Origin of the sequence: Micromonospora sp. M42 (assembly GCF_000568915.1) — a bacterium.
In the GTDB taxonomy this organism is placed as follows: domain Bacteria; phylum Actinomycetota; class Actinomycetes; order Mycobacteriales; family Micromonosporaceae; genus Micromonospora; species Micromonospora chalcea.
The window spans coordinates 2,604,676-2,617,252 of the sequence record NZ_KK037233.1; the positions used below are offsets into that span (position 1 = coordinate 2,604,676).

The 12,577-nt window shown below is 72.8% G+C and carries 8 protein-coding genes and 2 pseudogenes; 4 read left to right on the forward strand and 6 right to left on the reverse strand.

Going from position 1 to position 12,577, the window contains the following annotated elements:
- Nucleotides 1-305 (reverse strand): annotated as a pseudogene (locus tag MCBG_RS11720) (aminotransferase class I/II-fold pyridoxal phosphate-dependent enzyme); the annotation flags it as partial.
- Between the two features lie 156 nt (nt 306-461).
- Here MCBG_RS11720 and bioB point away from each other — a divergent pair.
- The 3 genes from bioB to MCBG_RS11730 are packed head-to-tail and all read left to right on the forward strand — an operon-like array spanning nt 462 to nt 2,190.
- Complete coding sequence (bioB, locus tag MCBG_RS11725; protein WP_223201191.1) at nt 462-1,457, forward strand: biotin synthase BioB; 996 nt, start codon at nt 462-464, stop codon at nt 1,455-1,457.
- Between the two features lie 7 nt (nt 1,458-1,464).
- Complete coding sequence (locus MCBG_RS31735) at nt 1,465-1,680, forward strand: biotin synthase auxiliary protein BsaP (protein WP_084789503.1); 216 nt, start codon at nt 1,465-1,467, stop codon at nt 1,678-1,680.
- A gap of 3 nt (nt 1,681-1,683) precedes the next feature.
- Complete coding sequence (locus MCBG_RS11730) at nt 1,684-2,190, forward strand: GNAT family N-acetyltransferase (RefSeq protein WP_043325589.1); 507 nt, start codon at nt 1,684-1,686, stop codon at nt 2,188-2,190.
- 1 nt (nt 2,191) lies between these two features.
- Here MCBG_RS11730 and MCBG_RS11735 read toward each other — a convergent pair whose 3' ends face one another.
- From MCBG_RS11735 to MCBG_RS11745, 3 genes are all read right to left on the reverse strand, one after another.
- Nucleotides 2,192-2,815, reverse strand: a complete 624-nt coding sequence (locus MCBG_RS11735; RefSeq protein WP_084789506.1) for a DUF488 domain-containing protein — start codon at nt 2,813-2,815, stop codon at nt 2,192-2,194.
- A 23-nt stretch (nt 2,816-2,838) separates the two neighbouring features.
- A complete protein-coding gene (locus MCBG_RS11740; protein WP_043325590.1) occupies nt 2,839-5,292 on the reverse strand; it encodes a non-reducing end alpha-L-arabinofuranosidase family hydrolase in 2,454 nt (817 codons plus the stop codon).
- 209 nt (nt 5,293-5,501) lie between these two features.
- Nucleotides 5,502-8,381 carry a glycoside hydrolase family 9 protein gene (locus MCBG_RS11745; protein WP_043325592.1) on the reverse strand — a complete coding sequence of 960 codons (2,880 nt, stop codon included), beginning with the start codon at nt 8,379-8,381 and terminating at the stop codon, nt 5,502-5,504.
- A gap of 428 nt (nt 8,382-8,809) precedes the next feature.
- On the opposite strand from MCBG_RS11745, the gene MCBG_RS11750 reads away from it, so the two are divergent.
- A complete protein-coding gene (locus MCBG_RS11750; RefSeq protein ID WP_043325594.1) occupies nt 8,810-10,375 on the forward strand; it encodes an aldehyde dehydrogenase family protein in 1,566 nt (521 codons plus the stop codon).
- A gap of 177 nt (nt 10,376-10,552) precedes the next feature.
- Here MCBG_RS11750 and MCBG_RS35170 read toward each other — a convergent pair.
- Nucleotides 10,553-11,184, reverse strand: a pseudogene (locus tag MCBG_RS35170) (N-acetyltransferase family protein).
- 588 nt (nt 11,185-11,772) lie between these two features.
- Entirely contained in the window at nt 11,773-12,477 is a 705-nt protein-coding gene (locus MCBG_RS11760) for an ACT domain-containing protein (RefSeq protein WP_043325595.1), read from the reverse strand.
- Nucleotides 12,478-12,577: the final 100 nt, after the last annotated feature.

Below are 12,577 nucleotides of genomic sequence, written 5' to 3' on the forward strand. Positions count from 1 at the left end.
CCAGGTAGCCGGAGGAGAAAACGGCGCCCGGTCGACGCCGAGCCAGTCGGCCAGGTCGTCCTCCAGCGCGTGGTGGGCGTCGGTGGAGCCGCCACCAGGCGTGACCCGGTGGCGCCCAGCCCGTACGCGGACAGGGCCTCCGCGGCGGCGGCGGTGACCTGCGGGTGGGTGGCCAGGCCGAGGTAGTCGTTGCCGGCCAGGTCGACCACCGCGTCGTCGGCGGCCCGGGGACGCAGCGTACGGGTGAGTCCCGCCCGGGCCCGCAGCTCGGCGCGGCGGTCCAGGGCCGCCAGCCAGTCCGCCACCGTGCCGTCCCCTCCCGCCGACCACCGCCCCGCCGGGCGCTTCCGCGGGGCGAAGTTACCACCCGTCCCGAGGGCTCCGGCGTGGCGCGGTCCCGGCTCGCCGGGGCTGCTGGCGGCGGTTTCCCGGCCCCTCGGTGGCCTGTTAGGTTACGAGCCATGCCAGAGATCCTCGACCAGGCCCGGGAGCGGGTGCTGGGCAACGGTGTCGGCCTCGACGAGGCCGGTGTCCTCGCGGTGCTGAACCTTCCCGACGAACACCTGCCCGCCGCCCTCCAGCTCGCGCACGAGGTCCGGATGCGCTGGTGCGGTCCGGAGGTCGAGGTCGAGGGCATCGTCTCGCTGAAGACCGGCGGCTGCCCGGAGGACTGCCACTTCTGCTCGCAGTCCGGCCTGTTCACCTCGCCGGTCCGGTCGGTCTGGCTGGACATCCCGGCGCTGGTCGAGGCCGCGAAGCAGACCGCCGCGACCGGGGCGACCGAGTTCTGCATCGTGGCCGCCGTGCGCGGTCCGGACGCCCGGCTGATGAAGCAGATGCGTGAGGGCGTCGCGGCCATCCGCGCCGCTGTCGACATCCAGGTCGCCGCGTCGCTCGGCATGCTCACCCAGGAGCAGGTCGACGAGCTGGTCGAGATGGGCGTGCACCGCTACAACCACAACCTGGAGACCTGCCGCTCCTACTTCCCGAACGTGGTCACCACGCACTCGTGGGAGGAGCGCTGGGAGACGCTGCGGATGGTCCGCGAGTCGGGCATGGAGGTCTGCTGCGGCGGCATCCTCGGCCTCGGCGAGACGGTCGAGCAGCGGGCCGAGTTCGCCGCGCAGCTCGCCGAGCTGGACCCGCACGAGGTGCCGCTGAACTTCCTCAACCCGCGGCCGGGCACGCCGCTCGGTGACCGTCCGGTGGTGGAGGGCAAGGACGCGCTGCGCGCATCGCCGCGTTCCGGCTGGTCATGCCGCGCACCATCCTGCGGTACGCGGGGCGGCCGCGAGCTGACCCTCGGTGACCTGGGCACCCGCGACGGTCTGCTGGGCGGCATCAACGCGGTGATCGTCGGCAACTACCTGACCACGCTGGGTCGCCCGGCCAACGCCGACCTGAAGCTGCTGGAAGACCTGAAGATGCCGGTGAAGGCGCTCTCGGCGACCCTGTGAGGCAGCGGTGACCGATCTTTCCCCCGCCCCGGCCGCGCCCGCGGCGCTGTGGTGCGACAGGTGCGGCGAGTCGGTGGCGGCCGGGCGGCATCCGGCGTGCGAGGCGGCCCGGGCGTGGGAGCCGCCGCGCTGGTGCGCGTCCTGCCGTCGGCGGATGAAGGTGCAGGTCGTACCGGCCGGGTGGTCGGCGGTCTGCGTCGAGCACGGCGAGCGGCGGGGCTGAGGCGTGCTGCGCGGGCGGGCGGTGACGTTGCGGCCGGTGACCGACGCCGACGTGCCCGCGCTGGCCGCGATCCGGGCCACCCCTGAGGTGCGCCGCTGGTGGCGCGGCGGGGACGACCTGGCCGAGTCGGTCCGGGCCGACCTGGCCGACGACGCGGTGACGATCTACGCGGTCGAGCACGACGGCCGGCTGGTCGGGGCGATCCAGTGGTACGCCGAGACCGACCCGGACTACCGCCACGCCAGCCTGGATGTCTTCCTCGACCCGGCGGTACGCGGCTCCGGGCTGGGCGGCGACGCGATCCGCACGCTGGTCCGGCACCTGATCGACGAGTACGGCCACCACCGGTTCACGATCGACCCGGCGGCGGCGAACACGGCGGCGATCCGCGCGTACGCGAAGGTGGGGTTCCGTCCGGTGGGCATCATGCGCCGCTACGAGCGCGGGGCGGACGGGCGCTGGCACGACGCGCTGCTGATGGATCTGCTCGCCGAGGATCTGGCGGGCTGAGTCAGCCGGCCCAGAGCAGGTGCCCGCCGGGCAGGCGGCGGGCGCCCTCGGCGGGCCGGTGCGGGCTGAGCCTGCCGTCCGGCATGAGGTGCGACACCGGCACGCCGCGGCCGAGCACGGCGACGTCGGCGATCAGCCGCCGGTGGCAGCGCCACCAGACGCTCTCGCTGCACATCACCGCGGTTCTGCGCAGCGCGGCGTCGGCCAGCACCTCGTCCATCGCGGCGTCGAAGTCGGGCGTGCGGGTGTACGCGGCGTACGCCCGGAAGGCCGCGACCGTCCACCAGGTGTCCGGTTCCGGCTCGCCGGCGCGGACGTGCCGGCGGCCGCCGAGGCGCGGCTCCCAGCGGTAGCCGATGCCCCGTTCGGGCAGCCAGCGTTCCATGGCCTCGCGGCGGACGTCGGGGTTGGTCCGGCTGGCCGGGTAGCGGCGCACGTCCACGACCAGGGTGACCTCCGCGCCGGCCAGCAGGTCTGCGAGCTGGTCGCGGCGGGCGGCCCCGTGTCCGACGGTCAGCAGCTCGCGCTCCACCGCCCCAGCTTGCCCCGGGTCGCCGTCGTCCGCCCGCCGGCCGGGCCGGCCCACCGGAACGGGCGTGCCCGGCACCACGCGGGTGCCGGGCACGTCTTCCGGTGACTGTGTGACGGTCAGCGCTGGAGGGTCAGCACTCCCGGCCGCCACGGCAGCAGGTTGTAGTCGCCTCCCGCACTGGGGTTCTTGCCCTGGTACAGGAACTGCAGGTTGCAGGGGTCGATGGTCTTGGTCTGGTCGGGGTTGTTGCGGACCAGGTCACCGTGGCTGATGTCGTTGGTCCACGTCGCGCCGCTGTTGGCCTTGCCGGCGAACGGGTTGCTCTCGGTGGCGGCCTGCGGGGTCCACGAGCCGCTCAGGCTGTTGGACGTGAACGACCGGAAGTAGCGTCCCTGGCTTCCGATCGCCTCGACGATCATCAGGTACTGGTTCTGGCCCGCCACCTTGTAGACCTCGACGCCCTCGAACAGGTTGTTCGTCGAGTCCGACATGATCGTCGTGTAGCTCGAGCCGAAGCTGCCCGGGAAGTTCCCGAGCGGCATGCTCGACCGGTAGATCTTGCCGTTGTCCCCGGCGAAGAACAGGTACATGTTCTGGTCGTCACCGATCAGGGTCTGGTCGATGACGCCGTACGGGGCGTCCGGCAGGGTGGCGGTGGACAGCGTCTGCGCCGAGGACCAGCCGTTGGCGTTGGTCGGGTCGCTCGACGTCTTGTAGCTGAACGAGGTCGGTCCCCACTGGTACGCCAGCACCCAGATGTTCTTCGGCGCGAAGTACAGCAGCGTGGGCGCCACGGTGCCCTGGCTCATCCCGTTCTGGCCGGCCGAGGCCATGTCGGACCAGTTGGTGAACGGGGTGAAGTTCATCGAGCTGTACTGGCCGCTGCTGTTGACGTACGACCCGTAGACCAGGTGCTTGCCGTTGTGGACGACGTTCGTGAAGTCCTTGAGCGAGACCCAGCCGTTCTGCGGGTTCGCCAGCGCGCCGGTCGACGACCACCGGTAGGTCGACGGGAGCGAGCAGCCGCCCGGCGGGGGCGTCGTGGTCGGCGGCGTCGTGGTCGGGGACGGCGAGGTGCCGCCACCGAAGTCGGTCCGCCACTGCTGGTTGGTCTGTCCGTGGCAGTCGTACAGCTGGATCTGCTGGCCGTTGCCGGTGCCCCAGACGTCCAGGCAGCGACCGGACTGCACGCCGCTGATGGTGCCGTTGGAGTTGATGTTCCACTGCTGGTTGGACTGGCCGTTGCAGTCCCAGATGATGATTCCGGTGCCGTTGGCGGTGGCTGCGCCGTTCGCGTCGAGGCACTTGGTGCCGTAGACCATCAGCTGCTTGCTGGAGGTGTACGTCCACTGCTGGTTCGACTGACCGTTGCAGTCGTAGAGCTGGACCCGGGTGCCGTTCGTCTGGGTGGCGTTCGGCACGTCGATGCACCGGCCCGACTGCACGCCGACGATCCGGCCGGCGCCGCCGCTCGGCGGCGGTGCCGTGGTCGGGGTCGTGGTCGGGGTCGTGGTCGGCCCGGAGGTCGGGGCGGCCGCGTTGAGCGCGTTGAGGACCGAGTTGTACGCGGCCTTCTTGTTGCCTCCGCCGTCGAACAGCAGCGGGCTCTCGTTCGAGCGCCACGAGTCGCTGTCACGCACGCCCCACACGGTGATGCCGATGCAGCGCGGCACGTTGATGCACGCCTGCGTCAGACCGGCGTACTGGCTGGTCGAGGAGTTGGTGACGTCGACCTCGGTCAGCGCCACGTCCACACCCAGCGCGGCGAAGTTCTGCAGCGTGGTCTGGAAGTTGCCCGGCAGCGAGCTGCCGCCGGTGAAGTGGGTCTGCAGACCGACGCAGTCGATCGGCACACCCCGGGACTTGAAGTCCCGGATCATGTTGTAGACGCCCTGCGTCTTGCCGTACGACCAGTTCTCGATGTTGTAGTCGTTGTAGCACAGCTTCGTCGACGGGTCGGCCGCGCGAGCGGTGCGGAACGCGACCTCGATCCAGTCGTTGCCGGTGCCCTGGAGGTTGGAGCTGCGGCGGCTGCCGTCCTCGTTGAACGCCTCGTTCACCACGTCCCACGCGGCCAGCTTGCCCTTGTAGTGGGCCATCACGCCGTTGATGTGGTCGATCATCGCCTGACGCAGGTTGCTGCCGTTCAGGCTCTGCATCCAGCCCGGCTGCTGCGCGTGCCACGCCAGCGTGTGGCCACGGACCTTCAGGCCCCGCTGGGTCGCCCAGTTGTAGATCTGGTCGCCCGAGTTGAAGTTGAACTGGCCGCGCTGGGGCTGCGTCGCGTCCGGCTTCATCTCGTTCTCGGCCGTGATCATGTTGAACTCACGCGCCGCGATCGTGCTGTACGTCGAGTCGCCGAGCCGGCCCGCCGCGATGGCGGTGCCGAAGTAGCGGCCCGACTGCGCGGCGGCCGCGCCCAGCGTGCTCGCGGCGGCGTTCGCCGCCGGCATCATCACCGCGACGGCGGCCACCGTCACGGCGCTGACCGCGCCGGCGAGCAGCGCTCGGACGGCTGGTGATCGCCGTCGCCGACTCCCGCCGCGATGAGCGGATGGGCTCATTGCCATCTTGGCCTCCTTACTGGCCAACACCCAGGCCGTCGGGGCGGGACGACTGGACGTTTCGGTTGGGGTATCGAGCTTTGTCGATGCTTCCACCACGCATCGGTGGGGACAATGGTGTTTCGGAAAAGTTTCGGAACGTTTTTGGCCGCGCGGGGCCGGGTGCGGCGTGGCCGGTCACGCGGGGTGCGGCACCGGCCACGCCACGTCGACGGTCAGGCGACCGTGCAGGCGGTCCCGTTGAGCGTGAAGGTCGCCGGCCTCGGGTTCGAGCCGGTGTGGGTGCCGTTGAAACCGAAGCTCGTCGACGCCCCGGGCGCCAGCGTCCCGTTGTACGACAGGTTCGTCGCGGTCACCGCCGCGCCCGTCTGGGTCACGTTCGCCGACCAGGCCTGCCCGACCTTCTGCCCGGCGTTGCCGAACGTGAACGCCAGCGTCCAGCCGTTGATCGCCGTGGTGCCGGTGTTGGCGACGGTGATGTTCGCGGTGAACCCGGTGTCCCAGGAGTTCGCCGTCCAGGTCACCGCGCAGGTGCCGCCGGCCGGCGGCGCGGTGGTGGTCACCGTGACGCCGGGCGAGGCCGGTGAGACGTTCCCGGCCGCGTCCACCGCCACCACCGTGAAGGTGTACGTGGTGGAGGCGGTCAGCCCGGTCACCGCCAGCGTGGTGCCGGTGGACGAGCCGACCAGGACGTTCCCGCCCCGGTAGACGCGGTAACCGGTGACGCCCACCGCGTCGGTGGACGGACCCCAGGTCAGGGTCAGTCCGGTCGGGCCGATCGCGGAGGCGGTGGGGGTGCCCGGCGCGGTCGGCGCTGTGGTGTCGGGCGCCGGGCCGGCCGGCGTGGTGACGCTGACCGCAGCCGACGACGCGGATCGGTTGCCGGCGCCGTCGAGCGCCCGCACGGTGAACTGGTACGTCCGCTCGGGTGCCAACCCGGTCACGGTGAGGGTGGTGCCGGTCGAGGCGGTGACGACCGGGTCGGCGCCGGCCGAGGTACGGGTCACCTCGTACCCGGCCAGCCCGCTGCCACCGGTGTCGGTGGACGCGGCCCAGGTCAGCGTGAGCCCGCTCGACGTGACGGCGGACGCGACAGGGGTGCCGGGCACTGTGGGCGCGGTGGTGTCCGGGGTGACCGGGCCGGGCTCCTCGCCCCAGACCCGTACGCCGCCGGAGTAGAGCGGCACCTTGCGGTTGGGCCCGGCGGTGGCCTGGTACGACGGGTCGTTGGTCGGGTCCCAGGTGCCGCCCTCCGGCACGCCGATCTTGAACTGCACCTCCATCCGGTGCTGGGACTGCCCGGCGGGCGCGATGGTGTAGCCGGTGCAGTCGACCTCGACGTACCAGATGTCGCCGGAGAACTGCTTCGCCGTCGACGGCGACGGGCAGCCCTGGGTGTAGCCGGGGGTGACGGTGACCGGTCCGGTGCCGTCGGGCCGGAAGAAGTACCGGAACTTTCCGGTGGTCAGCGCCCGGGCCGGGAACGCCGACTTGTTGTAGATGATCGCCTTCAGTCCGGTGGCGCGCGGCTCGGCCTGCATGACTGTGGTCTCCACGGTCATCTCGTCCATGTCGGGCGTCTCGGCGGACGGGAACCCGGCGCGCGGGCTGCCGCCGTACTCGTTGGCGAGCCGGGCCAGCGCGGAGGTGAAGCCGGCGTTGTAGTCGGTGGCCACCTCGTTCATCACGTAGTCGGACCGGCTGTCGGTGTACGCGTCGTTTGCCGATGACGGGCCGCCGACCAGCGCGCCGTAGAGCACGTGCCGGGTCTCGGTGGGCACGGTCTGGCTGTCCCACCAGGAGCCGTGCGCGGTGCGGTGGTGCGGGTTGCGCGGCGAGTTCGTGCCGAAGCCGATCTGGTAGCTGGAGTTGCGCGGGTTGTCGCCGAGCGCGTAGTTGATCTGCCGGACCGCGAAGTCGTGGTAGCGCGCCTTGCGCGTGGTGTCGGTGGTCTTGTCGCTGTAGACCAGCGCGGCGAACGCGGTGTTCGAGGCGTACCGCAGCGCGCCCCAGGAGTCGAGCACCGCCATCCCGCCGGGCGAGTACGGCACCCGCTGCCCGTTGACGCCCACCGTCCAGTAGTCCAGCCACCGGTTGGCGTCGTCGGCGTACTTCTGCTTGCCGGTCAGGTTGGCCAGCAGCACGTACGCGCCGAACTGCTTGTTGTCCCAGGCGATGGTCCACTTGTAGGAGCGGGTGGTGGACTGCGGCTCGGTGCCGAGCTTGTCGTACTCGCTCTCGGCCTTGGCCAGGTAGGTGGCGTCGCCGGTGGCCCGGTACAGCCAGATCGCGCCCCAGACCAGCTCGTCCTGGTAGCCGCTCCACGACTTGTAGAAGCTCGTCGCGTCGGTGATGCACTCGTGGTAGCTCTTCCGCACCGTGTCGGCGAACGTGTAGAGCTGCTTGGCGTGGCCGAGCAGCTTGTCCGCGTAGGTCGCGTCGGTGGGGCGGAACACCATGGACGAGGCGGCCATCGCGGCCGCCGTCTCCCCCGCCAGGTCCGCGCCGCCGCAGCTCGCGTCGATCTTGTACGCGGGCCGCGCCATCGGCATCACCTCGGCCGGGCCCCACCACTTGTGGTCGTCGTCGCCCTTGCCGACCTGTCCGTACAGGACGTTCGGCGCGGGGTGCGCCTTGACGAAGTAGTCGTTGACGAAGCGCAGGTTGTTCAGCAGGTGGGTGAGCTGCCCGGAGGCGACGTAGCCGTCGCGGTACTCGACCGCGCCCCAGGCCAGCATGGTGGCGCTGAACGCCATCGGGAAGCCGAACTTCACGTGGTCACCGGCGTCGTACCAGCCGCCGGTGAGGTCGACGCCGACGTCGGCGCCGTCGGTGAGCGCCGAGTCGCCGCGCCAGGAGACGCGGTTCCACGAGGGCTTGGGGCCGGACTGCTGCGCCTCGTAGAAGAACAGCGACTTCTGCAACGCCTCGGCGTAGTTGAACGTGGCCGCGGCCTGCGCGGCGGGCACCTCGACGGCCGACGCGGGCGGCGCGGCGGCGACGGCCGTGGCCAGGCCGACGGCCAGCGCGGCGCCGGCGGCGAGCAACCGGCGCAGCCGCGACCGGCCTCCGGGCGGCGGTATCGGACGGGGCATGGCGAGCTCCTGTGGCTGGCGCCGCGCGGCAGCCGGAGCGGGGACGGCACTCGGGGCTCCGGCTGCCGCGAGGCAGTGGTGGTGGGGTGACCGCAGGAGCCTCGGGAGCGCTCCCATGGATAAGCGACAATGTAATGCGCGGGCAACATGTTGGGAAGGCCACCGTCGGCGGGGCCCGCTCGCCGTACCGACGGGTAACAAACGGGAGCTGAATCACACCATCGATGCAGCTCGATATCGAGCCGACTCGTTCCCAGCTCAGCGGCATCGCGGTGACGACGAACGCGCCGCGGACGACCCCGTCCGGGCCGCCGCCGTCCTGGCATACGAGCGTACGGTTGCCCGCCCGCTCGGCACCGCGCGACAGTACGCCTCACCTGCGGTGCCATCGACGCCGCCGCTCCCCGGACGACACTGAGGAGATCGCGATGGCTCTACGACTCGCCGAGGGCACCTCCTGGTCCGACACGCTCGCCCGGGCGGTGGCCGCCACCCCCGAGGCCTTCGACACCACCTCCGACGGCGTGCCCACGCTCCACAATCTCGTCCAGGGGCAGTGGCGCGCGCTCGGCACACCGGCGCCGGTCCGTACCCCTGTCGACAACACCGTCCTCATCCACCTGGCCCGGCTCGACGCCGAGGCCGCGCGCGGCGCGGTCGCCCACGCCGCGGCGGCGCACCGGGAGTGGGCGCAGACCCCGCTGGCCGAGCGCGTCGCCCGCGTCACCGACGCGCTGGACGCGCTCACCGGGCACCGCGACCTGCTCGCCCTGCTGCTGGTCTGGGAGATCGGCAAGCCGTGGCGGCTGGCCTGCGCCGACGTGGACCGGGCGCTCGACGGCGTGCGCTGGTACGTGGACGAGATCGAGCGGATGCTCGCCGACGGCCGGGAGCCGCTGCCCGGCCCGGTCAGCAACATCGCCTCCTGGAACTACCCGATGAGCGTGCTGGTGCACGCCGAGCTGGTGCAGTTGCTGGCCGGCAACGCGGTGATCGCCAAGACGCCGTCCCAGGGCGGCGCGGTCTGCCTCACCGTCGCCCACGCGCTGATGCGCCGCGCCGGACTGCCCGCCACCCTGCTGTCCGGCAGCGGCGAGGAACTGTCCGAGGTGCTCGTCCGCGCGCCGGAGATCGGCGCGGTGGCGTTCGTCGGCGGGCGCTCCAACGGCGGCAAGGTCGCCGCCGCGCTGCTCGACTGCGACAAGCGGCACTTCATCGAGCAGGAGGGCCTCAACGCCTGGGGCATCTGGAACTTCTCCCAGTGGGACTCGCTCGCCGCGCACCTGCGCAAGGGCTTCGAGTACGGCAAGCAGCGCTGCACCGCGTACCCCCGGTTCGTGGTCCAGCGCGACCTCGTCGACGAGTTCCTCGACATGTACCTGCCCGTGGTCCGCTCGATCCGCTTCGGCCACCCGCTCGCGGTCGACGAGACGTGGCGGGCCGGCGACCCGCTGCCGGAGCTGGACTTCGGTCCGCTGATCAGCGCCGCCAAGGCCGAGGAGCTGCGCCGCAAGGTCGAGGAGGCGGTACGCGGCGGCGCCGTACCGCTGCACCGGGGCAAGCTCGACGGCGCACCGTTCCTCGACGGGCAGGACACGTCCGCGTACGTCGCGCCCGCCGTGCTGCTGGCCCCGCCCGGCCGGTCCCGGCTGATGCACGCCGAGCCGTTCGGCCCGGTGGACACCATCGTGGTGGTGGACACCACCGACGAGCTGCTGGCCGCGATGAACGCCTCCAACGGCGCGCTCGTGGCGTCGCTGGCCTGCGACGACGAGGAGCTGGCCGGCAAGCTGGCGGTGGACCTGCAGGCGTTCAAGGTGGGCATCAACAAGCCCCGCTCCCGGGGCGACCGGGACGAGCCCTTCGGCGGCCGGGGCGCCTCCTGGAAGGGCGCGTTCGTCGGCGGCGACCTGCTGGTGCAGGCGGTGACGGTGGGCGGAGACGGCCGGCTCTACGGCAACTTCCCCGACTACAGCAGCTACCCCGCCACCTGATCCCCGCGAACACGGACGGGGCCCCCGCATCGGGGGCCCCGCCGTGTCACCGTCCCCCGCATCGGAGGTCGGTCCGGGTGGCGCGCGAACGCGCCGGTTGCGGCCCTCCGGCCGGACCCCTCGGGCGTGCCGCGCCGTTGCGGCTCACCTCCGGGGTCCGGCCGGACGGCCGTCAGCTCATCCCGGCCGCTGCGCCGGCACGACCGCGCCGGCCCGCGCGCCGCTACCGGCCACCGCCGGTGCGCCGGTCACCGCGTCACCGCCGGACGCCGGCTCGCCCGTCGACGGCGCGGGAACCAGCGGAAGCGTCGCGGTCAGCACCGCGCCGTCGCGTTCCAACGCCACCGGCCGGTCCAGGCGGCGCAGCGTCCGCAGCATCGGGGTGTTCTCGGCCTGCACGTGCAGCAGCACCGCGGCGTAACCGGCCCGGTCGGCGTGGCCGAGCAGGCGGCGCAGCAGCGCCGAGCCCAGGCCCCGGCGCTGCCAGTCGTCGCGCACCAACAGCGCCGCCTCGGCCTCGTCGCCCTCACCGAGCAGGTTCGCCATCGCCACGACCGGCTCCGCCGCCCCGCCGGAGCCCGCCGTCGCGAGCAGGGTCACACCCCGGACCGGCTCCAGCAGCCGGCGCAGCCGCGCCGGCGCCGGGTCGGCCGCCCGCTCAGGTAACGCCGCTGCCGGCTGCGCGGCGAGCAGGCCGCGTGCAGCTCGCGTACGCCGGGCACGTCCTCGGCCGTCGCCGCGCGCACCGACACCTCCCCGCCGTCGGGCAGCACCAGCGTGACCCGTTCGGTGTCCCGGCGGGCCAGCATCGCCGCCAGCTCGACCACTGCCTGCGCCCGGGCGTACTCGGCCGGGGTGAAGCTCGGCTCCCGGCGGCACAGCTCGTACGCCCCGCCGGCCGGGTCCGCGAGCGCCATGGTCGTGCCGCCCACCCCGCCCGGCGCGGTGGCCGGCGTCGGACGCCAGGTCACGGTGTCGGCGCCGAGCAGCGTGCGCAGCGCCGCGCCGGTCGCCTCCGGGTCACGGGCCAGCCGTCCGGCGAGCCCGAGCACCCGGGTCGGCTCGTCGGCCAGCCCGCGCGCCTCGCTGCGCGCGACCCAGCAGTCCCGGCCCCGGCCGCGCTCCACGGCGGCCCGCAGCTCCGCCTCGGTGACCTGCTCGGGCGCGTCGACCAGGAAAGTCGTCGACCGCGCCGGCCTCGGTGGTGTGCACCTGCACGCTGAGGATGTTTACCCCGCGCAACGCGAGGCTCGCCGTGAGCACCGACAGGTAACCCGGCCGGTCGTCCACGGTGGCTCGGATCCGCCACAGCGCCATGGTTGTCTCCCTTCCTCGGCACCGACCATGCCGTGCCCCTGTTGCGGGCCCGTTGCCCCGGGGTGACGCGGCCCGTCCGGTCAGGTGACGGTGATCACGGGTGGCGTGCCGACCAGGTCCAGCCGGTCGCCGAGGATCACCGCGCCGGCGCGGACGATCTGGGCGAGCCGGTCCACCTCGGTGGAGTGGAACCCGGCCGCGGCCAGTGGCTCGCTGTGGTCGCGGGCGACCACCAGCACCAGGCCGGCCCGGCCGAACGGCGCGACCGCGTAGTGGTGCCCCTCCGGGCTGGTCATGGCCCGCGCCCGCAGCGGGGTCACCTCCGGCAGCCGGGGCGGCGCCGGGGCCCGCCAGCTCGCGTGCCCGATCGCGGCGACGCCCGCCTCGCCGCTGCGCGAGGCCCAGTCCAGGGGTACGACGGCGGCCACCGCCCAGTCGGCGGCGAGCAGCCCGGGTGCCGCGTCGACGAGCGTGGCCACCCCGTCGGCCGGGTTGGCGGCCACCTGGGCGAGCAGTTCCGCGTCCTGCCCGGTGGTGGTGGGCGCGCCGATCGCCCGCCACACGCCGTCCACCCGCACGCCGGGGATCGCGGCCAGCCCGGCGAGCATCCGCTCCACCCGCGCCGCGCCCGGCCACACCACAGTGAAGTCGTCCACCGCCCGGCCGCCGAGCCGTTCCAGGACCACCACCTGCACGATGTCGGCGCCGGAGACGCCGAGTGTCCGGGCCACCTGGCCGAGCGTGCCCGGACGGTCCGGCAGGGTCACCCGAACTCTCAGCAGCATGTCTGATCCCCTCCGCTCGGCGGGCCGGCCGAGCGGCCGGCAGGCTGGGGCCCAGCCTGCCGGTTGACCATTTCGCCCCTGTTGCAGCGGCATGTCCCGC

What these genes read in the sequence shown, in the direction of transcription:
- bioB (WP_223201191.1), top strand. Translation starts at nt 462, where the DNA reads ATGCCAGAGATCCTCGACCAGGCCCGGGAGCGGGTGCTGGGCAACGGT.
- MCBG_RS11740 (WP_043325590.1), bottom strand. Translation starts at nt 5,292, where the DNA reads ATGGCAATGAGCCCATCCGCTCATCGCGGCGGGAGTCGGCGACGGCGA.
- MCBG_RS11745 (WP_043325592.1), bottom strand. Translation starts at nt 8,381, where the DNA reads ATGCCCCGTCCGATACCGCCGCCCGGAGGCCGGTCGCGGCTGCGCCGG.
- MCBG_RS11750 (WP_043325594.1), top strand. Translation starts at nt 8,810, where the DNA reads ATGGCTCTACGACTCGCCGAGGGCACCTCCTGGTCCGACACGCTCGCC.
- MCBG_RS11760 (WP_043325595.1), bottom strand. Translation starts at nt 12,477, where the DNA reads ATGCTGCTGAGAGTTCGGGTGACCCTGCCGGACCGTCCGGGCACGCTC.